This window comes from Rubrivirga sp. S365, from assembly GCF_032248475.1.
In the GTDB taxonomy this organism is placed as follows: Bacteria; Bacteroidota; Rhodothermia; order Rhodothermales; family Rubricoccaceae; genus Rubrivirga; species Rubrivirga litoralis.
The window spans coordinates 18488-40085 of sequence record NZ_JAVTTN010000005.1 but is presented as its reverse complement, the minus strand read 5'-3'; the positions used below and the strand labels follow the sequence as shown (position 1 = coordinate 40085).

Annotated in this window: 22 protein-coding genes; 7 read left to right on the top strand and 15 right to left on the bottom strand. The window is 71.2% G+C overall.

What is annotated here, in order from left to right; all coding sequences use genetic code 11:
- Positions 1–26: 26 nt before the first annotated feature.
- The 6 genes from RQM47_RS16605 to RQM47_RS16580 all read right to left on the bottom strand — a co-directional run bounded on the left by RQM47_RS16605 (position 27) and on the right by RQM47_RS16580 (position 6009).
- Complete coding sequence (locus RQM47_RS16605) at positions 27–1133, bottom strand: hypothetical protein (RefSeq protein WP_314009798.1); 1107 nt, start codon at positions 1131–1133, stop codon at positions 27–29.
- The gene (locus RQM47_RS16600; RefSeq protein WP_314009797.1) at positions 1130–1546 is read right to left on the bottom strand and encodes a hypothetical protein; all 417 of its coding nucleotides are present in this window, start codon (positions 1544–1546) and stop codon (positions 1130–1132) included. The genes RQM47_RS16605 and RQM47_RS16600 overlap by 4 nt, the downstream gene beginning before the upstream one ends.
- A 120-nt stretch (positions 1547–1666) precedes the next feature.
- Positions 1667–4039, bottom strand: coding sequence for a hypothetical protein (locus tag RQM47_RS16595; protein ID WP_314009795.1), 2373 nt, complete (start codon positions 4037–4039; stop codon positions 1667–1669).
- The gene (locus RQM47_RS16590; RefSeq protein WP_314009793.1) at positions 4029–4985 is read right to left on the bottom strand and encodes a PD-(D/E)XK nuclease family protein; all 957 of its coding nucleotides are present in this window, start codon (positions 4983–4985) and stop codon (positions 4029–4031) included. The genes RQM47_RS16595 and RQM47_RS16590 overlap by 11 nt, the downstream gene beginning before the upstream one ends.
- Before the next feature lie 2 nt (positions 4986–4987).
- The gene (locus RQM47_RS16585) at positions 4988–5296 is read right to left on the bottom strand and encodes a hypothetical protein (protein WP_314009791.1); all 309 of its coding nucleotides are present in this window, start codon (positions 5294–5296) and stop codon (positions 4988–4990) included.
- Positions 5297–5325: 29 nt separating this feature from the next.
- Entirely contained in the window at positions 5326–6009 is a 684-nt protein-coding gene (locus RQM47_RS16580) for a sigma-70 family RNA polymerase sigma factor (protein WP_314009789.1), read from the bottom strand.
- Between the two features lie 174 nt (positions 6010–6183).
- Here RQM47_RS16580 and RQM47_RS16575 point away from each other — a divergent pair, with 174 nt between their 5' ends.
- From RQM47_RS16575 to RQM47_RS16555, 5 genes are all read left to right on the top strand, one after another.
- Entirely contained in the window at positions 6184–6861 is a 678-nt protein-coding gene (locus RQM47_RS16575; protein ID WP_314009787.1) for a multiubiquitin domain-containing protein, read from the top strand.
- 50 nt (positions 6862–6911) lie between these two features.
- The gene (locus tag RQM47_RS16570) at positions 6912–7331 is read left to right on the top strand and encodes an E2/UBC family protein (RefSeq protein WP_314009785.1); all 420 of its coding nucleotides are present in this window, start codon (positions 6912–6914) and stop codon (positions 7329–7331) included.
- Positions 7332–7344: 13 nt separating this feature from the next.
- Complete coding sequence (locus RQM47_RS16565; RefSeq protein WP_314009783.1) at positions 7345–8829, top strand: ThiF family adenylyltransferase; 1485 nt, start codon at positions 7345–7347, stop codon at positions 8827–8829.
- Positions 8826–9230 carry a DUF6527 family protein gene (locus RQM47_RS16560; RefSeq protein ID WP_314009781.1) on the top strand — a complete coding sequence of 135 codons (405 nt, stop codon included), beginning with the start codon at positions 8826–8828 and terminating at the stop codon, positions 9228–9230. Before RQM47_RS16565 ends, RQM47_RS16560 begins: the two co-directional genes overlap by 4 nt.
- Positions 9231–9320: 90 nt before the next feature.
- The gene (locus RQM47_RS16555; RefSeq protein ID WP_314009778.1) at positions 9321–9938 is read left to right on the top strand and encodes a DUF433 domain-containing protein; all 618 of its coding nucleotides are present in this window, start codon (positions 9321–9323) and stop codon (positions 9936–9938) included.
- Between the two features lie 278 nt (positions 9939–10216).
- On the opposite strand, the gene RQM47_RS16550 is transcribed toward RQM47_RS16555, so the two are convergent.
- Positions 10217–11905: a hypothetical protein gene (locus tag RQM47_RS16550; protein WP_314009776.1), complete on the bottom strand. Its 1689-nt coding sequence runs from the start codon at positions 11903–11905 to the stop codon at positions 10217–10219.
- A gap of 29 nt (positions 11906–11934) precedes the next feature.
- Complete coding sequence (locus RQM47_RS16545) at positions 11935–15435, bottom strand: class I SAM-dependent DNA methyltransferase (RefSeq protein WP_314009774.1); 3501 nt, start codon at positions 15433–15435, stop codon at positions 11935–11937.
- 171 nt (positions 15436–15606) lie between these two features.
- Here RQM47_RS16545 and RQM47_RS16540 point away from each other — a divergent pair, with 171 nt between their 5' ends.
- Together RQM47_RS16540 and RQM47_RS16535 are read left to right on the top strand one after the other, a co-directional pair.
- A complete protein-coding gene (locus tag RQM47_RS16540) occupies positions 15607–16116 on the top strand; it encodes a helix-turn-helix domain-containing protein (RefSeq protein ID WP_314009772.1) in 510 nt (169 codons plus the stop codon).
- 1 nt (position 16117) lies between these two features.
- Positions 16118–16681, top strand: coding sequence for a PIN domain-containing protein (locus RQM47_RS16535; RefSeq protein ID WP_314009770.1), 564 nt, complete (start codon positions 16118–16120; stop codon positions 16679–16681).
- 161 nt (positions 16682–16842) lie between these two features.
- On the opposite strand, the gene RQM47_RS16530 is transcribed toward RQM47_RS16535, so the two are convergent.
- The 7 genes from RQM47_RS16530 to RQM47_RS16500 all read right to left on the bottom strand — a co-directional run bounded on the left by RQM47_RS16530 (position 16843) and on the right by RQM47_RS16500 (position 21458).
- Positions 16843–17268 carry a hypothetical protein gene (locus tag RQM47_RS16530; RefSeq protein WP_314009769.1) on the bottom strand — a complete coding sequence of 142 codons (426 nt, stop codon included), beginning with the start codon at positions 17266–17268 and terminating at the stop codon, positions 16843–16845.
- A 90-nt stretch (positions 17269–17358) separates the two neighbouring features.
- Complete coding sequence (locus tag RQM47_RS16525) at positions 17359–17775, bottom strand: hypothetical protein (protein WP_314009767.1); 417 nt, start codon at positions 17773–17775, stop codon at positions 17359–17361.
- 79 nt (positions 17776–17854) lie between these two features.
- Positions 17855–18835, bottom strand: a complete 981-nt coding sequence (locus RQM47_RS16520) for a DUF6166 domain-containing protein (protein WP_314009765.1) — start codon at positions 18833–18835, stop codon at positions 17855–17857.
- A gap of 112 nt (positions 18836–18947) precedes the next feature.
- Positions 18948–19298: a TerB family tellurite resistance protein gene (locus RQM47_RS16515; protein WP_314009763.1), complete on the bottom strand. Its 351-nt coding sequence runs from the start codon at positions 19296–19298 to the stop codon at positions 18948–18950.
- 85 nt (positions 19299–19383) lie between these two features.
- Positions 19384–19689 (bottom strand): hypothetical protein, encoded by a 306-nt coding sequence (locus tag RQM47_RS16510; RefSeq protein WP_314009762.1) that lies wholly within the window; start codon positions 19687–19689, stop codon positions 19384–19386.
- An 85-nt stretch (positions 19690–19774) separates the two neighbouring features.
- On the bottom strand, positions 19775–20539 hold the full coding sequence (locus RQM47_RS16505) for a JAB domain-containing protein (RefSeq protein ID WP_314009761.1): 765 nt from the start codon (positions 20537–20539) through the stop codon (positions 19775–19777).
- A 238-nt stretch (positions 20540–20777) separates the two neighbouring features.
- A complete protein-coding gene (locus tag RQM47_RS16500) occupies positions 20778–21458 on the bottom strand; it encodes a hypothetical protein (RefSeq protein ID WP_314009759.1) in 681 nt (226 codons plus the stop codon).
- Between the last annotated feature and the right edge of the window lie 140 nt (positions 21459–21598).

The window sequence follows — 21598 nt, the reverse complement described above, 5'->3', positions numbered from 1 at the left end:
CTAGTCTGAGGGTTCCCCCTCGAACGCTACGACGCGCGGCGGAGCTGCCCTCGCGCCGTCTCCTCCCATTCGCGGTACTCCGTGGGGGACCTCCAGAACTCCTCCCAGGCGGTGTTGAGAAGCGCAGCCGTGGACTCCGCGTCGGGTGCGGCGCCGTCGTAGATCGTGAGGCCGAGGGAGAGGAGTCCGTCGTGGACCTCCTGGACGACGAGTCCTAAGAGGGCGTCGGGGTAAGCCGACGCATACGACGCCGGCCGTCTCTGGCCGAGCGTCTGCGCGAAAGAGTCCCATCGGTCCGCGAAGTGGCCCCGCTGCTCCGTCTCACCCAGGCGGTCCAGGACCATGGCTATGAGTTCCTGACGCGCGTGGTCCGCGGGATGCGACTCGTGCCCGACGTAGATCCCGGAGTCATGTGAGGCACAGAGATGGAGGTGCGCCCACGCGTAGGCCGGACCGCAGAGGAACGTCGCGATCGCGTCGCAAGTCAACTCGATCAACCAGGCTTGTCCCCAGTAGTCGTACATCCTGCGGTACGTGCCGTCCTGGGCCATCGGGTCCCCTTGCACTGTGCCCTCGCGGATCAGAAGGCTAAAATGGTTCTGGATGGCCGTCCGTGCGGTCCCCCACAGGATCGCAGCCTTCTCCTCGACCAGCAAATGGCCGATCTCGTGGTACAGGTCTGGGAGGTGGAGTAGGAAGTGCCTCTCCATCCTCGGTGCGTAGATGATCCCCGTACCGGTCATCACCGAGTACTGAGCGCCGTGGAGCGCGATCACGGGGCGGATGGACGGGGGCATGCCTGTCTCGGCGCAGATCTGCTCGAGAACGCCCTGCATGTCGTCCTCATCGTTGCGCCAGAGGTCGCAGAGCATCAGGAAGTGCTGCTCGACGACGGCAACCAAGCGCACCCATCCCCGATAGCTCGCGAGGTGCTGGTCTGCGAAGGTCTCGTCTCGAAGCGACCGGTCCGTGAGACGGTTCCGGATCTGCTCGAGCGTAGTGTCCAGGTTCGCTACTTGCGCGTCCAGGACGCCGCGGAGCGGGTCTGGGTTGTCGTTTGAGGCGAGCTTGTCGCGAAGCATCGACGCCCTCCCCTGAATCCAGGTGATAGCACCGGGGAGGTAATCGGTCATCTACGGGGCTGCATTCGGGAATGGAGCTCCGTGACCTCGTCGTTCAGGCTCGTCAGGATGGCGCGCAGGAGGTCGACCGTGTCTTCTTCGACCTCGTCAGGGCGCACGTCCTCCTTGGCGAGGAACTCTCCGAGCAAGCGCTCCGCTTCACGGGGGTCCGATTCCAGACGCTCGCGGAGGCGGGACCGGATGGACTCGGGGAGCGACGAACGGAGGCCCGCCGACTGACCAGACGACAGAGCGTGGAGCACGTCCTCCAAGAACATGCGGGTCTCCTCGGTGAGCGTGAGGTCCTCCTCCGTTTCCGCGTAGCCCTGACGCGACTTCCGGAGCCGGAGGAGCCAGTCGTTGTATTCGGAGAGGCGGGTGTTCCACCTCCCGTACGTGTGGGACAGCAAGCCGAGATCGCTCATGAGCTCCCCCTCTGGGGGTCTGGTTGGACTCATGGCAGGATAGGGAAGACGCGGAGCTCTAGTACGCGGAAGCGTGACACGCTGCGGCGTAGGCGAGCGGCACCGCCGGAGCGGAGGGGCTCAGGCCACGGGGGCCTCGCCGTAAGCGAGCTCCTCGTGATCGACTTCGCCGCCGACGGCCCGGAGCATCTGGTCGGTGTACCTGAGGACGAACGGGTCACGGATACAGCGGTCGGGCGCCGTCCACGCGAGCTGAGCAAGAGCGAACACGTCCTCGGCGAGGGCCTCCACGGGCTCGTCGCCAGCCACCCGCTTGATCAAGAGCGGCTTCGCTGTCCCTGGAAGCTTGAACGGTCGACCGGTGGTCGAGAGAAGGGCCTCGTCCTCGGACAGGCCGAGCCACGTCCCGATCATCGGGTTCTGAACCGAGAGCCGCCCCCCTCCCTCCCGGATTGCAAACAGTCGGTGGCCAGCGGCAGAGCGTTTCGGGAGCGCGATGGCGGCCGCCACCCGAACTCCAGCGTCTCGCATGACCTCCTGGAACCCCCTCACCTCCCCAGGGAACATCCGGCCGTCGCGCAGGAGGACGACACGGTCCGGGAGTCCGCCGAGGAGAGACCGGACGTCGTCGAGGGCCACGGAGAGCACCCCGTACACTTGACGGCTCGACAGCTTCTCCGGTCTCGCGGCGACACTCGAACGGAAGAAACACGTCCGCCCACCCCGAGCCATAAACGTGAACCCGGCCGTCCCATCGAGGACATCGAGACCGATGTACAGGGTCTCAGACGCGCTCGAACCTCCCTCAGCTAGGACAAAGGGCCACTTGTTGTTGAGAAGGAGGACTTTGAGCGCCACGTTCCGGAGGTAGCCCTTCGCCCTCGAGGCCGCGCGGCGGTCCTTCCGGAGCGCCCACAGGTCGCCCCCCCCGCTTCGCGGTGCCCGCTCGCGCTCGAAGAACCTGGAGAACGAGTCTTGGTGGATGCAAGCCACGTGGAGCGACGGGGGAGCGGAGAGGTCGCTGGTAAGGGTAGCGGCGAGCTGTGGGTGCGCTTGCTGCGGAAGAACGGCGAGGCAGTACCCAGACGGCCTGCCGTTCCGCTGGTTCAGCGCACTTTGTACGGCGCGGACCTGACGAGCGAGCCCTCGGCCGGGGTTGTCGTACCAGATCACCGTGGGGTCGTAGCGAAGGGCTCCGTCCGAGAACGTGCGGACCTCCCGCTGGAGAGCTCCGAGGAAGGGCGGCCATAACGTCCTCTTGATCGACTGGGGAACGAGGACCCACTGCTCCCCGAGCGAACCCGTCTGCCACAGGCCGACCCCCCTCCTCTTCAGGAGGGCGAGACGCTCCTGCGGGTACTGGGCGACCTTGTCGCTAGGCGTGTGGAGGACGTACCCACCCCCGAACTCCAAGTCGGGGACGGGGAAGACCTTGGAGGGCACGGCTGCCGGCTCGAGCTCTACCGAACCGCGCACGTCTCCGATGGTGAGCGGCCCGAGCCTCCGCGCGAAGGCTTTAGCGCCGTGCAGTCGGACGTCCGGGTCTCGAATGGCGTGGTCGCGGTGGAGTCGACTCTGGCCCATCGCCTGCATCTCGTGGGTCGTGACGATCCGGTGACAAAGGTGCGCGAACCCGTTCTTACGCTCGCTTCCCGCCCACGTGACGTAGCTGATCGCTGTGGCCTGGGGGTCCAAACGTCCGGACCACTCGGGTAGGTCGGACCGCCAGCGGTCGCGCGTGTGGTCGTACACCGTGACCCGCTCCCCGTCCGCGTTGACGAACTGGATATCGGCGACGGAGTCAGGGAGGACGGACTGGACGGAGACCTCGTACCACTGGTCCCCGTAGTGGTACACGCACCGGGGCTTACCGTGCCCCCGGCTCTGCCCCTTCAGGAACGCCTTGCGGTCAGACGGAGCGATGTGCTCAGGCCAGGGGTCGGTTTGAGCGTACCGGACGGTCTCGCTAATGAACACGACGAACCCCACGCCAGCGATGTGGTCCACCCGGACGTTGTGGCCCTCGAAGACATCGATGGATCGCCTGTCGTCGTGCCCGTTGGCGGGCTTCTTGTCGTAGAAGGCCCGGCCCGCCTGGGGCTGCCAGAGGCCGCGGTCCCCCCAAAGGGGAGCGCTCACGGCCGACTGCAGAAAGCGGGTCGCCAGTCGTCGCGACGTGGCGTCGTCGTCGGTCACGCGCAGCACGCCAGGAGCCGCAGGACGGAGGGACGCAACGCGGGGCACGAGGTCGTACGTCTCGGCAGGCTCACCGCACCCGTCGGGCACGTAGACCATGACCCGGCCGTCGTCCCCTCGCTCGATCTCCGCCGGCCCACCCACGTCGCGGCTGACGAGTCGACGGAGCGCGATCCGGTTCTGCTCGAAGGCCTGGTCCTCCTCGTCGAGCCCGACGATCGTCCACGTGCTGTAGGGGCACGTCTCACTCTCGAACGTGATCGGGAAGGCGTTGGTCAGGACGGATTCAGAGGTCACGGCAAGGGGAGCGGAAGGGGCACCATTGACACGTGCGGGGGCTCTCGGCAGGGGCGAGGTCCGCGGGGTCGGTGCTAGAAGAGAGGTCAGAGAAGGAGGCGAGCCGGCGGGCGGATCGGAAGAGCCGGTCTTCGGCTTCGATGGCTCGGTCCTCGTTCCAGTCGTGTTCGTGGGTCTCGCCGAGGAGGAGGTTGACCTCGACGAGCCGCTTCGGGAGCTCCTTCACCTCCGGTGGGAACCGTCCCGTCGCCGAATAAGACCCGGCCGGCGCGAAACGGTCGGTGCGCTCCAGGAGAGACGCGTAGAGCGCGAGCTGGGGCGCGTAGTCGTAGACGTGGGACTCCCCGACCTTCCAGTCCACGACGGCCAGGTCGTCTGCCCCGGCTGCTAGGAAGTCGACCCGGGCCATTACGGGGACCCCCATCTCTTGCACAGAGAGCCCCACCTCCCAATTCGTCCACCCGGGGTAACAAAGCCTCTGCTGGACGAGCTCGACCTCGTAGAACGCGCGCAGGCTGGTCTCGATGTCACGGAGGGCCTTGACCTTGGCGTCGGCGAACCCCTGGGGGTCGTCCGGCGGGAACTCGTCCTCCCAAAGGGCGAGGTAGTCCCCGGCCGCCTTCTTCTTGGTCATACCGACCTCTCGGTACCTCCGATCCGAGGAGAAAGCGAGCTGGCGACGCGCCCGGCCAAGGGCGTAGGCCACGGTTTGATCGGGAGACGGAAGCCCGTTCCGGTACCACCTGGGGAGGAGCCACTCCGAGATCACGTTATGGACGAGGATGCCTCTCCACGCCGGAAGTCCGAGGACGGTACCCAGGATGTTCGCTTCCCGCCGCGCGCCCCCCCACTTCGCCTGGGGACTGGCGAAGACCTTCCGGTACCAGAACTGGCGCTGGCACTTGCTGATCGACCACTCCGCGCTGTTTGACCACTTGAGGGCCATCGCTACTCGGCGTCGGCCACGCCCGAGCCGACGTCCGGCGAGTCCGCGTCCGGTCCCTCGGGGTGGCCCGGCTCCGATGGACCAGAGCCGTCACCACGCCGTGCGGCGAACGCGAAGGGGCTCGACGCGGAGGGCAGGGGCAGCAGGGGCAGGATCTGAGAGCCGACATCAGGGCTCGAGGGCGCGGCGGACGCCCGTTCTGTGGGGGGATCGGCTGCCATGACGGCCTCTGCGAGCGCGACCTCCTCGGGCGTCGTCGGAAGGAGGTCGCCCCGGTCGCGGAGTCGGGCACGGATGGAGTCGGTGAGCATGGGGGTCGGGGGTCCAGGATGGGGTGTGACTACGGGGTAAACCCGCGCTCGGCGAGGGCCGATTTGACTTTCCGGAGAGCACGCTCACGCATCTTGCGCACGCCTGCCGGGGACACGCCTAACTCGTCGGCGAGGGCTTTGGACACGGCGTTCGAGAGCCTCTGGTGCTCTGCGCCGGGCCGGACGTGGAGGAACGTGACGCGGAGCACCGTCCGCTCCCGCTCTGAGAGAGCCGCGAGCGCCTCGTCCAGCGCTCGCTCGCGCGCCGTCGGGGCCGGGCGGTCCTCCGAGTCAGGCGCCGCCGTCTCGTCTACCGACTCCAGCGTCGCGAAGTCGGGCGTGCGCCGGAGCGCCGAGCGGAAGAGGTTCGCGGCGATCCCCCCCAGCCAGGCGCGAGCTCGGCGCCGGGAGGAGTCGGGGTCGGAATCGGCGCCGTCGTAGGTGAGGGCGCGTTCGAACGCTCGGACGAGCGTGTCGTGGACGACGTCGTCCACGAGGCCGGGGCGCAGGGAGCCCTCGTAGGCCCGCCGACACACGAACGTGAGGTACGGTCGGTGCCGTTGGTAGAACTCGGCCCACGCCGCGTTCCTCTCGTCAGCCCCCCCCGCCGCCATCCGGGCGAGCAGGTGGTCGTCGGTCCACCCCGACCAGTCGGCTGCGGGGTCTCCGAGAGACGGATGAGGGGGCACGGGGGCAGACGTAACGGGGCTCATCTGATGGGCGGGGGGGTGTCGGCAGGGCGACGGGAACAGGATACGCGGAACCGTGACGGGACCGGGCGCACCCGCGAGCTGTCACGGTTCGGTGTATCCCCTCCGACAGCGCCACACGGCGGCAGGCGTCCACTCGGGGCGCCCCCTCGCCGTCGCACCCCACCCCCCACAACCATGACCCCATACACTTTCCACGTCTTGCGGAGCGCCGAGAACGGCGAGCTCTACTGGCACCTCAAGGCCCGAAACGGCGAGATCGTCGCCGCCAGCGGCGAGACCTACACCGACCTCGGCGGCTGCCTAGGCGGCCTCTACGGCTTCAAGCTCAACGCCGAAGCAGCGCCCCTCAACGACCGGACATCGGCCACCGCGCCGGGCCGCTTGGGCGACCACGAGTTCGAGCTCTTCCGCGACGAGGCGGGCGAGCACCGCTGGCGGTTCCAGGCGGGCAACAACCAGATCATCGCCACGAGCGGCGAGGGCTACTCGTCGAAGGGCGGAGCCACCGACGCCGTCGCCCGCGTCAAGACGAAGGCTACGGACGCCGAGGTCGAGGTCGACGTGGACGAGCCGGTCGACGTCGAGGCCTGCGCGAAGGCCGGGCACGGCGCGCCGAAGGCGAAGCGGTACCGGATCCGGATCGACCGTCAGCAGCACGTGCTCGACCGTCCGAGCGTGACCGGCCGGGACCTCCTCGCTACGGCTGGGAAGCAGCCGCACACGCGGTTCCGGATCGACCAGAAGCTCCGCGGCGGTGAGGTCCGCAAGATCGGCTACGAAGAGTCGGTCTCGCTCTGCGCCCCGGGCGTCGAACGGTTCATGACGATCCCCCTCGACCAGACCGAGGGGTAACCCGGATGGGGCCGGTCACGGTGGCCGGCCCCTCCCTTGCTCTCATCAAGATGACAACGACCTCCCCACCGCTTCGGCGCCAGTTCGACCTCCAGGAGGAGGACAGAGAGTACCTCGACGCGAAGGGCCTCCCCTGGGAGACGCTCAATGAAGGCGGCGTGCTCTGGCTCCTTGTCCACGAGTGGCCCGTGCCCGACGGCTACACCGCCCGGACGGTGTCCGTGGCCCTCCGGCTGACGGGCTACCCCAGCGGAGCCCTCGACATGGCCTGGTTCAGCCCCGCGCTGGCCCGGACCGACGGCAGCCCCGTCCGTGCCACTAGCGTCCGGACGACGATCGGCGGCTCACCGTGGCAGCGGTGGAGCCGCCACCGGACGGCCCAGAACCCGTGGCGGCCCGGCGTTGACGGCATTCCCACCCACCTCGCCCTCGTCGAGCATTGGCTCGACCGAGAGTTTGCCCGGGCATGAGCCTGGAATTCCCATGACCGCCCTCTCAGACCTCCCCGCCACCACGCTCCGGCTTTCCGGCCGCCAGCACGCCGACCTGGCGCGTCACCTCCTCCCGGGCGACGGGTGCGAAGCCGTCGCCCTGCTCCTATGCGGACGGGCTCTCCGCGACGGCCGCCACGTGCTCGCGGTCCACGAGGTCGTCCCCGTCCCGCACGACGCGTGCACCGAGCGGACGCCGGTCCGTGTTTCGTGGCCGACGAGCGCCATAGAGGAGGCCCTCCAGAGGGCCGCTTCGCGTGGGCTCGCAGTCGTGAAGGCGCACAGCCACCCGACCGGGCACCCGGCGTTCAGCGCGACCGACGACGCCTCCGACGGCGACCTCTTCCCGTCCGTCTTCGGCCGGACCGACGACCCCGGCCCGCACGGGAGCGCGGTCATGCTCCCCGACGGTCGGATGTTCGCACGGACAGCGACCGACGACGGCCAGGGGGGCGTCCGGTTCGCGCCGGTCGAGCGCGTGGCGGTGGCCGGAGACGGCATCTCGGTGTGGTTCCACGACGAGGTGTGCGGGGAGGCCGAGAGCGCGGGCGTACCCGAGTTCGCGAGGCGTCATGCCCAAGCGTTCGGCGCGGGCACGACGGAGCGGCTGCGGCGGCTGTCCATCGCCGTCGTGGGGTGCTCGGGGACCGGGAGCCCGGTCGTCGAGATGCTTGCGCGGCTGGGCGTGGGCGAGCTCGTCCTGGTGGACCCCGACGTGGTCGAGGAGAAGAACCTCAACCGGATCGTGAACGCGACGCGGGCCGACGCCGAGGCCGCGCGCCCGAAGGTGGACGTGCTGGCCGACGCGGTCCGACGGATGGACCTGGGGACGCGCGTCGCGCCGGTCGCGGCCTCGCTCTTCGATCCGTCCGTGGTGCGCCGCGTGAGCGCGTGCGACGTGCTGGTGGGGTGCGTGGACACCGTCGACGGGCGCGACCTCCTAAACCGCGTCGCCGCCTACTACTCCGTCCCATACATCGACGTGGGCGTCCGGCTCGACGCGGACGGCGAGGGGAGCGTGGACGGGATCAACGGGACCGTCCACTACCTCCAGCCGGGCGGGTCGAGCCTGATGAGCCGAAAGGCCATCACACCGGAGGCCCTCGCCGCGGCGGCGCTGCGGCGGACGGACCCCGAGGCCTACGAGGGGCTCCGGCGCGAGAAGTACGTGCTGGGCGTCGAGGAGGACCGGCCGGCCGTCGTGAGCGTGAACACCTACTTCGCTGCGATGGCCGTCAACGAGCTGCTCGCCCGGCTCCACCCGTACCGGATCGAGGCGAACGGGGAGTTCGCGACGTACCGGGCCAACTTGGTGCAGGCCCGGCTCCTCCAGGAGCCCGAGGGTCCCCCCTGCCCCGCACTGTCGCGGAGGGTGGGCCGCGGGGACGTCCGCCCGCTCCTGGGGATGCCGGAGCTGAGCGAGCGGGCCAGGATGCCGCTTGAAGGCTCGGCCGAGGGGCACCGCCAAGCGGCATGATCGACCTCCGACACATTGTCCAGGCCGTCCGGGCCTCAGCCCTCTCCGCGTGGGCACGGCTCCGCAGGGTACTCCCTCGCGGGCTCGGTGGCTCCCCCCCACCCCGCTACCGCGTCGAACGGGCAGGCGAGGTCCCAGACGCCCCCGAGGTCGGGACGCTGTACGTCGTCGGCGAAGGTGCCCACGAGTGGTACGCCGTCTTGAGGTGCCCGTGCGGCTGTGGGGAAGCGCTCGTGATGAGCTTGCTCGCCGACGCTCGGCCCCGCTGGCGGGTGCTGGTCGACGACGATGGCGCTCCGAGCCTGTCGCCGTCGGTCCACCGCGTGGTCGGGTGCCGGAGCCACTTCTTCTTACGATCGGGACGGATCGACTGGTGCGGGCCGGACCGGGATGTGGCGTAGCCCTCTCGGTTCGAGAGCTGCTCTTCGCGAGGTCGGGCTATAATGGCCGCTCGTTCTCGGACGGCTTACCAAGGGCCGACCTAGTCCACTATGACTCTAACCCCTCGCGAGGCGGCGTTCGTAACCGGTAGCGACGTCCGACTGGTCCAGCGCGCCGTTGACGGCGGTGTGGTGCAGAAGAGGACCCGGACCGTCCAGGGCCGCAGGACCCGCGTGCTCGGGCGGTCCGAGCTCCGGTTCTTCGGGGCGCTCCGGGACCACGAGGACACGCTGACGCCGACCGGGCGGCAGAAGCTGTACGAGGCCGTCCAGCGGCCCCGGGGCGGCAAGGCGACGCTGGGCGCGTTCGTGGTGGACGTCGAGGACGTGGACCGCCAGATCGAGCGGCGGTTGGCCGAGCTCGACCGGATCAAGAGGCACGTCGAGCTCGGCGCGGGCGGGGAGCCCGTCCTGAGGGGGACCGGCGTGCCGGTCCACGTCGTGGCCGCGCTCGCCGGAGCGGGCGGGGTCGGGGAGGCCAGCCGGGCGTACCCGTCGCTGTCGAAGGCGTCGGTCGAAGCAGCGGTGGCGTACGCCGAGGTGTACCCGAAGAAGGGGCGCCCGTACCCCGCGCGGAGCCTGAAGCGGGTGCTGGGCGGTCTGGCGTTGCCGGACGAGGTGTTCGGCCAGGCGAGCGACGGGGCTGGCCCGCGCGAGGTCTCGCTCTAGCCGGGTGCGCTTCGTCCTCGACACGAACGTCTCCCCCGAGGTCCAGGAGGGTCCTGCCGGGCACCCGAAAGTCCGCGCGTGGCGGGTGGGCGTGGACGACGCCGACCTCCGGCTGAGCGTGATGACGGTGACGGGGGTCCGTCGAAGGACCGTTCGGCTGGCGGAGCGGAAGGCCGAGGCGGCGCGCGCGCGGGCGGAGCGGTTCGACGAGCTCCTAACGACCTACGTGGGGTGGGTGGTGGCCGCGGACCAGGGGGAAGAACCGCACGGACGCTCCGTCACTCCAAGTCGGCGGCCGGAGCTTCTGCTGTGGGGCTGTAGATCTGCGTCTGGTCCTCGGTGAACACCTGCACGAGCGCCTGGCGCCCGAGGAGGCCGAGGGATCGCCGGGCCACCAGGAAGAGGTCCGCCTCGGGCTCCGTCGCCAGACGCGCGTCGGTCGCGACGTGGTCTGTGCCGTCGAAAACGAGGGTGTATGCGTCGGACTCCGGGGGGGCCATCGCCCCGCCGAGGTACGCGGCGATCCCGAGCACGACGTTGGCGATCGTGAACCGACACGTGAGGATGACGTCGGCGCTGATGTCGGTCAAGCAGGCCGGGTCCGAGGGGCCAGTCGGGTTCCACTGGAAGCGGAGCGTGCCGTCGGCCGTGCCATCGGCGAGCGCGAGGGCTTGAGCGATAGCGGCCTCGAGGGTGACCGCCTCGTCGAGGGAGAGATCGAGCGCGTCTTCGACCTCGAACCGCTTGGCGAGCTCCCACGCGCGGTCCACGGCGTCGAGGACCCAGTCGGGCGGGAACCCGTCGGGGGTCCGGTCAGGTGGAGGCGACGCGGGATCGCCGCGGAACTCGAGCGCGCCGCCTTCCTCGCCGAGAACGCGGACGGCGAGGGGCGCGGCGCCGCAGGCCTGGGCGACCATCGCGCGTGTGAGCGCGTTGAGGGCGCGGAGCTGGCGGACGGGGACTCGCTGGTGGGGCTCCGGGGAGGTCACGGTCACCGTGGACGGCTCACCGAAGCGTCCGACGATGTCGAGGACGGGAGCCGTCACCCGCACGGGCAACCCGGTGAGGGGGAGCCCCTGGGTGGCTCGGGTAGACACCGCCGTGGGGACGTGGAGGGTCGCGGGGATGCGGACGGGGCCGCCGGGCGCCTCGACGACGAGCGTAACCGGCCGCTCCGGGGCGGGGGACTGGACGAACATGCTCGCCCCTTCGACGACCTGGGCTCGCCCTTCGTGCTCGGTGCCGAACCGGGCGGGGGCGACGCGAAACCTGGGGACGTGGACAGACGGGCGGAGCCGGAGTTCGGCTTCGGCGAGGGAGCACTCGGGGGACTCGTCGAAGCCGAGGTCGATGCGGACGTTCCCGCGCTCGTAGCCGACGGTGGAGACGGCCTCGAGCTTGCGCGAGGAGTAGTCGGACAGCGACGGGCCTATGGCGTCGGCGAGCGCCGTGAGGAGGGCGGCGGCGCCGTGCGCGTCGAGCGGGGGGCGGTCGTCGTAGCGGAGCCGGAGCGAGAGCTTGTGGAGGGCGCGTCGAGCTTTGGCACCCGCGCCGACCTCGTTGGCCCACTTGCGTTCCTGGACGTCCCGCCAGTCGCGGGCATCGACGTGGTGGAGCCAGACGCGCTGGGGGGTGTCCTGGCCGTCGAGCTCGGCGACGAAGAAGAAGGCGGGGTCGGGGGACTCGACCAGGCGGACCCAGTTGCTGAGCTTGACGTCGATGAACCCCTTTGACGCGTCGGTGGCCTTGACCTGGACGCGGGCGCGGAGGGGGAACGAGTCGGCGTGCCGGAAGGGGTCAGGCGTGGCCTCCGTGCCCGCCTCGGGGTTGGACTCGACGATAAAGTCCCACCCGGCCTGGTCGTCGCCGGACTCGTTGACGACGAGCCCGGCGGCGCCCGCCCAACTCCGGAAGGCGTCGGCCCCGATCTTGCCGATGGTGTCCTTGGTGCGGTAGCGACGGGCCATAGGGGGGCGGGCGGGCTGGCCTGTGGCGTTCAGGCGGCGAAGGTGTCGGCGTCGGCGTGGCGGGCCTGGCCGAGCGTGGCGAGGGTGTCGAGGAGGTCGGCGACGGCGGCGCGGGGGGCGCGCCGGAACCGCTGGGCGACGGCCTCGACGGTCATGGGCCGGTCGGCCTCGCGGAGCACACGGCGGAGCGCGAGCGCACGGGCAGCCGTCTCAGCGGGCCAGGCCTCCGGCTCGGCGGCGCTGGCGGCGACCGTGGGCGCGTCGAGCGTGATCTCGGCCTGGGTCGTCTCGCCGGGGGCCTGGAACGCCGGACGGAGGTAGCGGACGAGCCCGGCGGCTTCCTCGGCCTGGCGCTCAACGTTGAGGGCGACGAGGTGGACGAGAATCTGCTGGTCGGTGAGGTCGGCGGGCCAGCCGTAGGCATCGGTGACGGCGGCGTCCAAGGCGTCGTGGGTCTCGCGCAGGATGGCGACCTGACCGCGCTCGTAGTCGGTGCGCTCCTTCTTGCTCAGCTCGCGACCCTCGCGGACGGCGTCGAGGGCGTTGTAGAGGTTGGTGAGCGTGAGCGTCGGGTGGTCGGCCTGGACCCGGCGTCGGTGGGCGTCCAGCCGCTCGCCAAGCTGGCGGACGGTCTCGCGCTGGGCGTCGGTGGCGTCGGGGAACGGGAAGGGCTGGAAGGTCTTGGTGCTCGTGTAGCGGGAGTCGTTCCCCTTCCCCATTCGCCCGCCTGCGCCGAGCGACCAGACGACGTGGACACGGCTGGAGAGCACGCCGAGGGCGTAGGCGCCGTCCAGCGTGACCGCAATCAGGGCGCCGTCGGGCAGGATGTCACCGTCGAGAAACACGAACACGCGGTGCCTTGATACCTCCGAGGTGGCGATGTAGCGCGGGAGCCCGGCGACCGACTCGCGGAACGCCGGGATGGTCTCGCCGTGCAGCCACCAGTTCTCGCGGCGCGACTTGCGCTTGTTCTGGTCGCGCATCGGCTTGACGTTGTCGAGGACGTGCTGGTAGAGCGTGGGGGCGGTCTCGCGCGCCTGGTCGACGGTGAGCCCGTAGAGGTCCACCACGCGCACGTCGCGGTTGGCGCGCGTGATGTCGCTGCCGTTTCGGAAGCGTGGGAGGTGCCGCTCGACGCCGTCGGTGGTCCCGAGTCCGAGGCGGACGGCCTCGTCCTGCGTCACCACGAAGTCGCCCACCAGCTTGGCGCCCATGAAGCTGAGGTCGGCGTTGGCAGCCAGCGGCTCGACGCCGGTGATGTCCACGCCGACGGCGAGGTCCGCGAACACCTCGCCGCGCGTGGAGACCGTCTCAACCTCGCGGGCGTCGTCGGTCTCGCTCTTGGTCTCTCGCACGACCTCGACCCGCTCGCCCTCGGCCGGGCCGGGCACGCCGACGGTCATCGCCACCCGGACGGCGGCACCAAGCGCGACGTCCACCCACGGGTGATCGGGCACGGCGAAGGCGAGCGCCAGCGGTGGGTCGGCGCCAAGGTGTTGCTCGACGACGCGACGGTTGAAGGTCTGAGTGATGGTGTTGGTGGTGATGAAGGCGAAGCGATCCGCCCTCCCCTCTCGGACCTCTTGGGCCGCCTTGTGCCACCAGTACATCACGAAGTCGGCCGAGCCGGGGACGGCCGGGTACGCCGCACGCAGAGCCTCGGCGTACCCGTCGCCGAGCGCCTCGCGCATCATCTGGCTCCCCACGAAGGGCGGGTTGCCGATGATGAAGTCGGCCTGGGGCCAGGCGGCCGGGCGTGCGCCCGTGTAATCGTAGACCGTCGTTTGGGCGTCGGTGTCGGGCACCTCCTCGCCCGTCGCGGGATGTGGCGTGGTGGTCCGGCCATCCCACATCGTGACGGGCTCCCCCGCATCGTCCAAGCGCGGCGTCTTGGCGGCGTAGTCGAGGACGGCGTCGCGGTTCTCGACGTTGCCGTAGGCCCGGAGTACGGGGTCTGAAAGGCCCTGCGGTCCGCCGTGGGTGCGGAGGTGCCACTGAAGGTAGCCGATCCAGAGCACGAGGTCGGCGATGGCCGCTGCGCGCGGGTTGACCTCGATGCCAAGGAGTTGGGCGGGCGTGACGGCGGCGCCTTCGAGGTCGAGGTCGGAGATGCCGTACTGCGCGAGGGCCGCTTGCACCTCGCCCTCGATCCGTTTGAGGTGCTCCAGCGTGACGTACAAGAAGTTACCCGAGCCGCAGGCCGGGTCGAGCACGCGGACCGACGTGAGGCGGGCGAGGTAACGGCGGAGTTCGGAGAGGACGGCGGCGCGGGTGGCGCGGTCGTGGGCGTCGCGGGCCTTGCCACCTTGGGGCGCGGTCTCTGCAGCGTCGGCTTCGATGAGCGCGACGGCGGCCTGGGTGGCGTCCCACTCTTCCCGGAGCGGGTCTACGACGGCCGGGACGACCAGGCGCTCGACGTAGGCGCGGGGGGTGTAGTGGGCACCGAGCTTGTGGCGCTCCCTGGGATCGAGGGCGCGTTCCAGGAGCGTGCCGAAGATGGCGGGCTCGACCTCGCGCCAGTCCGCCTGGGCGGCCGTGAGCAGGAGGTCGAGCTGGTCGGCATCGAGAGCGAGCGCGTCGGTCTCGGCGAACAAGCCGCCGTTGAACCGGCGGAGCTTGGCCTTGAGCGCAGCCGAGAAGCCGCCCGCGTTCATCGTCGTCCACAGGTTCTGGAGCGCGTCGGGGAGGACGTCCAGGTGGTCGCGGTACTCGGCGAGCAGGCCCGAGAACGAGCGCTCGGGGATCAAGCGGGAGTCCTCGGCGAACATGGTGAACAGGCACCGTGAGAGGAACCCAAAGACGGCGTCGGGCGCGGCGCCGGACGCCTCGAAGCTGGCCGCCAGCTCGGCGAGGGTGGCGGCGAGGTCGCGCGTGACGGCGGCCTGGCGGCGGGCGGGGTCAAGGGCCTGGGGGTCGGTCCAGGCCAGGCGGAGCCGGTCGCGGACGTCGGGTTGGCGGAGGTCGTCGAGCGTGACGCGGTACGTCCGGTTGTCGGGGAACGGGACGTAGCGCTGGGGGTGGCCGAAGTTGGCGTAGAGGTCGAGGCAGTGCCCGACGTCGCAGGCGATCACCAGCGGCGGGACCGGCTCGGGGTGTCCGTCGAGGTCGAGGTTGCGGGCGTAGCGCTCGGCCTGGCGCTTGGCGGCGGCGAGCGTCCGGTCCCACGCGGGCGTCCCGCGGCGCCCGTGGCCTGCGGAGCGCGCCTTTCCCTTGCCCTTGGCACGGGCCGCGTTCTCGGCGTCCACGCCCTGCTTGGTCTCCAACACGAAGCACCCGCGCTTGTAGAGGTCGATGCGGCCGGTTCCAGCGTCGGCGGCGTCCTGAAAGTCTACGGGCCGCTCGAACACGTAGCCGTCCCGGGCCGGGTCCTTGGTGGCGGGCTCGGGTCCGGGCACGCCCAGGAGCGCCGCTAGCTCGATCAAGAACGGCTGGGCGTTGGCGATCTCGGCGGCCTGGGCAGGCTTCCAGCGCGCGACGAAGGCGTCGAGGGCGGCGGGGTCTACGTCGTCGGGGGTAGCCGGGTCTTTCATAGGGACAGTCGGTGGACCACGAAGCTACCGGCACGGCCCCCAGCGAGCCGCGGGGCCTGGGCTCGGGCAAGCGTCGCAGACCCCACTCAGCTCCGTCACTTCGCCCGGCAGACGGAGCAACTTACTTTCGTTTGTTTCGTTTGATGGCATCCCTCCCGACTGGACCTCGACATGAGCGACCCCACCGTCTTCGACCCCCGGTCCCTCCCGCGCCGAGCGCTCGCCGCGCTCCACGCCCACCGCGCGGCGCTCACCAAGGCGGCGGACGGCGAGCACGAAGGGGCCACGCTGTCCGTCCGCGTCGGCGACGGGGACGCCGTGGACCTCCCCCCCGCCCTCGCGCGCGTGGTGGCGGCGGCGCTGGCGGAGGTCGCCGACGGCCACGCCGTCGAGGTGCGGACGGTGGCCGAGGAGCTCACGACGCAGGAGGCGGCCGACCTCCTGGGCGTCTCGCGCCCGTTCGTGGTCAAGCTCGTTGACGGAGGCCAGCTCCCGGCCCGGCGGGTGGGGACGCACCGGAGGGTCCGCCGGGCGGACGTGCTCGCGCACCGGGAGCGGATGCGGGCGACGACGGCCGAGGCGCTCCAGCAGATGAGCGACGACGCCCAGGCGCTGGGCCTCTACGGCGCGGACCCGCGGATGCCGGGGGCCGAGGGGCCGCCGTCGTCGGCACCGGCGTAGCGTGCGGCTCGCCCTCCTCGACGCCAACGTGCTGTACGGCGCGTTCAGCCGCGACGTCCTGCTCCGGCTCGCGGCGGCCGGGTTGTACAGGCCGCGGTGGACGGACCGGATCGAGGCGGAGTGGGTCGGGGCGCTCCTCGCCGCGCGGCCGGACCTCGCCCCGGAGCGGCTGGCTCGGACGCGTGCAGCGATGGCGCGGGCGTTCCCAGACGCCGCAGTATCGGGGTACGAGGGACGGGAGGACGACCTCCAGTTGCCCGACCCCGACGACCGGCACGTGCTGGCGGCGGCCGTCGAGGCCCAGGTCGGCGAGGTCGTGACGTGGAACCTCAGCGACTTCCCGGCGGCCGTGCTGGCGCCGCTCGGGGTCGAGGCCGCGAGCCCGGACGCCTTCGTTGGCTCGATGCTGGAGGAGGACCCCGACCGCGTCGTCGCTGCGATGCGCGCGCACCGGGCCGGACTCCACCGGCCGCCGTTGACGACGGGGCAGTACCTGGGCCACCTCGAGAGGGCCGGGCTGGTCCGCGTCGTCGCCGCGCTCGTTGAGCGGACGGACGACCTCTGACCGTTACGCAGGCTCGACCGCCTGCCAGCGCGAAGGGCTCAGCCCGCGCCGTGTCCGCACGGATCTAAGGGGCTAGGGATCGAGGCAAGGGGTAGCCGCTGAGGTCAGCTCTCACCGAGGCGACCTCGGACCGGGGCAACGAGCCCTCGGGTGCGCTACGGCTACGCCGCCCGATCGGCGCGGAGGAGGGGGATCGACTCTCCTACTAGGTATCGGGCCGCCTCTTCCCCCGTCCGGCACGTGACGACGGACCGCCCGAGGGGTCGGACGAGCCGACCGTAGTACTGCGCGGCGTACGTCAGGAGCGGCCGGTGGTCCGTCACGAACACGGTCCGCGACCCGGCCATCCGGTCTCGCACGGCGACCTCGAACGCCTGGAGGCGGGCGACCATCGGGGGCTCGACGACGACCGCGCGCGCGAACCGGAAGTCCCACACCTCGGTGAACCCCGGCTCCCACGCCGGGTGATCGACGAGGGCGCGCGCGGCGCGGAGCGCGCTCTCGCCGCTCACGTCGTCCCACGGTTGGACCAGCCCGAACCGTCGGTCGGGGAAGACGGCGACGGGGTGGGGGGTCTCGGCAGCCATAGTCGGCCGTTAACCGTTCCTTCACGTCGCGGTTGCACTGGGCGCCCAGATCCCCCCTTCGACTATCCAAAAGTAGTTCGCAACTCGGTATCAGCGGACGCGGTCGGAATCCAATCGCTCGTCTGACGCGCTTGGCACCGGCTCCGCCGTCGGTCCCGGGAACCGGCGGACGGCCCGGATGACGCCTCGTCCGTCGCACAGAGCGAGCTCAATGTCGGCCCCCCACCACACGTCCGCCTCAATCTCGGCCGCGGCTTCGAGGTGCCCAGGCCACCCCGGCTCACCCGCTCGAACGAGGAGGGCGCCGCGCCCGTGGCGGTCGGCGATGCCGAGCGAAACCGGCCCGGTCTCGACGGCTCTTCGTTCAGGGTCGCCGGGCTCCTCGACCGCGACGACGATCTGGACGCCCCCCGGACCCGCCAATGCGCGGGCCTCGCCCGGACGGGCCGCCAGCGGGCCGTCGGGCCGGGTCGAAGCGGGCTCTCCAACGTGGAACAGGTGAGTCATTGGAAACGAACGTAGTGGGGAGGCCACGAAAACGAGACCCTGTGACCACGCCGTGTCACCAGCTGCCACAGTTCGCCGACTACGCAGCGCGAGCGGGACGCACGGGAGTAGCCGGGTGCTCACGGCCTGCGAGCCACGCGAGGGCGGCCGCCCGCGAGATCACGGCTCCGACTTCGGGGACTCGTGCGACGACCTCGGCCTTGAACGCCTGGTAGTGGGCCTCGGATGCCTCCTCACCCACGAGGGCGACGAGGACCGACCGGGCACAGTCGGCAGGACCCGAGCCGCCGTACCCCCACTCGGGGCCGGACGGCGAGTGGCGAACGACGTGGGGGCACGTCATGCGTGCCACGCCGTCGGCGTCGCGCCAGAGGCGCACGGCGAGGACGGGGGGTGAGGGCTCTGCGCCCAGCCCACCCCCGACGCCGTACGGGGCCGGGGGTTCGGCCACCGCCCCACGCTGGCGGCGCGGGGCGGCGGGCGCCGAGGCTCTGAGCGCGTCGAGGGCGGCCCCGAGCCCCGACACGCGGACGTTGACGCCGAGCGTGACCGGGAGCTCCCGCGCGCGCCGGTCGAGGCCGGTCACGGCCTGGAGGTGGACCGTCACGCCCGGGCACTCCCAGACTCCGGAGAGCGGGGTGTCCAGGAGCGGGGTGAGCCACGAGACGTGCTTCGGCTGAATCCGGCCGATGCGCTGGAGCGACCCGTCGGACCGGACGGCGGAGACGGTGAGGCTCCCGCCCGAGCCCACGGTGACGGCCAGCCGGGGCTGGGACCGGATGGGAAGCTGGTCGTAGAGTGACAGGGCCTCGACGGCGTGCTGGTGCGCCTTAACGCCGATGAGCTTGGTCGGGACGGCGAGGTCGCGGAGCCCGTGCCGGAGCGAGAACGCGACGGCGTCCAGCGCTTTCCGCGTGACGTAGGACGGGGAGAGCTTGGACCCGTGCTCGAGGACGTGGTCGGCCCACCGGGCCGCCTGGTCCGTGAGGCTCTGGGTGTTCGTGTCGGCAGGCCGCGTGCGGGCCGACGTGGTCGTGGGACGGTGGAGGGAGAGGGACATGACGCGGGGTCGGGTTGGTGACTCGGCACCCCCGGCGTGGGGGCGCTCGCCCACCGGCGCCCCCTTCGTCGGGGAGCCCGTCTGCCAACCGCTCCCGTTCCCTCGTCGTCCGTCAGGTGCCGTCCCCGAGCACGCGCTCGACGAGTCCGATCAGGTCCTCCTCCCCCTTCGTAATGCGCCCGTCGGCCTCCGCCACCCGGCGGAGGTCGGCGAGCACCCTCGCCCGGTCTGTCGCCCGGAGGCGGCGGCCGACGCGCTCCAAGACCGGCGCGAGTGCGACGGCGCCGGCGTCCACGAGGGCCGCCTCACGGAGCGCGTGGTCGATCCCGGCCGGGTCCTGGCCGGGGACCCACTCCCCGAGTGCTGTCCGCACGGCGTCGATCTCACGGGGGTCGAGGTCGCCGTCGGCCCCGAACGCGAGGGCGCGGTAGAGCACGGCGAGGTCGAGGAGGAGCGGGGCCATTCGGAATAGACGGGCAGCTCGTCAAGCTACCGGCGAAGCTCCGGGGCGTCCGCCGGAGGGCGCCCCGGAGCCCTACCCTGCTGGGCTAATACTCGGAGGGCAGCAGGACCGTCGTCGCCGAGCGGTCGGCCTCGGTGATGACCCAGAGCCGACCACCGGCGGTCTCGTAGGCCGAGAGGACCCGGGCGCCGCCCCCGACGGCGTGGTCGTTGGCCCGGGCGTCGTGGTCGGACAGTTCGCCCCAGTCGCCGCGCTGGTGGCGGTGTAGGAGCGCGATGACGTCGAGCCCGTTGGAGCGGACGACGTCGAGGGCGCCGGGCGTGGCGACGACGTGGCCGAGAGGGAGGCGGACGGCGCGGGTAGAGGGAGCGTTGTTCTGGACGGCGGGCATGGCAGCGGTGGCTGTTCGGGAGGGGTCCCCCAGCGTGGGGGCGTTCGCCCCCCGACGCCCCGCACTGGGGGACCCCGTCCGCGCGCTACATCAGCCCCCGCTCGGCGAGGCTGGTGTGCCCGTGGTCCGTGATGATGAGGTGGTCGTGGACGGGGATGCCCATGACCTTGCCCGCCTCGACGAGCTGGCGCGTGACGGCCACGTCCTCCCGGCTCGGCTCCGGGTTGCCCGACGGGTGGTTGTGCGCCAGGAGCACGGCCGCCGCGTTCGCGAGCACGGCCGCCTTGAACACCTGCCTCGGCTCGACGATGGACGCCGCCAGCCCGCCCACACTGGCTATGTGAATGCCCGTCAACGTGTTGGCGGTGTCCAGAAAAACGACGACAAACTCCTCACGGTCGCGGTCGGCGAAGTACTCGGCCAGCACGGCCGCCGCGCCAGCTGGCGAGCGGACCTGGTCGCGGGTCGGGAACGTGAACGTCCGCTCGCGGACGAGCCGGGTGGTGTAGAGCGGGACGCCGGAGAACAGGGCGTCCCGGTAGGCGCCGTGTCCGGTCGGCCCATGCCCCTCGCGTGGGCGGACCGCCAGCGCGGGCTCTCGGACGACAGATTGAGGGTCCGCTTTCGTAGGCGCGGGGACCGAGCCGTAGAGCACGGTCCGCCGGGCGAACCACGGCGCGTCGGTCTCCACGCGCCGGAGCCGTCCGTGGACGGCGAGCCGCCGGGCGTGGTACCGCTGGCGGCGGTCGAGCACGGGCTGGGGGACGGCGGGCTGGCCGCCCACGCGGTCGCCGCCCTCAGGCATCCTGGCCTCGATGTCGCGCAGCACGCGGAGGTTGAGGGCGGTCAAGTCGCTTCGCGTCGCGAGACGTGAGGCTTTGGGGTTCTGGGTCGCCATGTCAATCGTGGCATCGCTCCGCACAGGCACACGTCAGCCGTGGTGGGAGCGCCCCCGTCGGCCGACGCGCTCTCGCGGCCGACGGGGGCGCCCCTCGGCACTCCTGCCTCCCCCGCACCCACCTGTTGCAGCAAAAAAGAAGCCCGGCGACCCACTTGGGTCGCCGGGCTGAGGGGCTTTCGCCTCGGGGCTACTCGTCCTCGGTTTCGCCGTAGGCGTCGGTGCAGTAGAGGAACTCGCCGTAGCTCGCCCCCGGCGCGACGGTGTCCCGGTAGCTCGCCCGGTAGGCGTACGGGCTCTCGTCAGCCACCGCGTGGGCCTCGGCCCAGGCCTTCCGGTCGTCGGCCCAGTCGAGCCACGCCGCCGCGGCCTCGTGCGCCCGGCTGATCGCGACATGGACCTCCTCGGCTTGACCTGCGGTCACGTGGTACCGCAAGACCGGGCCGGTCCCGTAGGCGTCGGTCTCCAGCCGGATCAGGGGGGCGACCCACAGGGCGTCCTCCGGCGGGAGCTTGCCGAGCAGGTGCTTCTCCGTGTGCGTGCCCGTCCGGTCGGCCACTTCGAGGAACAGGTGGACCTCGTCGGCCGCAGGGTCGTCGGGATCGGTGATCGCGATCCGAGCCACCAGCTCCGGGTACTTGTCCCCGGCCTCGGCCCGAGCGGCGAGCCGGGCGAGCCCAGCGGCCTCGCAGTCTTGCAGGAGCGACGGAAGGATCAGGCTCTTCGCGCGGAGCCCGAAGCTTGCCCTCAGGGCGTCCTCCTTCATGAGGTGCGGATGGAACTGGGGGCACGACGTGCGCCGCAGCCAGCACGCGAAGCGGTACCAGGTCCGGGCCTGAGCGTAGTGCGGACGGGAGTAAGTGCGGATCATAACAGGGCCTCAAAGGGGCTCGTGAGAGCCACTGCGCCCAGGGGACCCGAGTGGTCCCCGCAGCCAGCGGCTTACAAAGCCAGCAGGCGTAAGGCCGGACAAAAGGGTCAACAGGGCCGTCCGCGGCCCGGGTGGAGCGC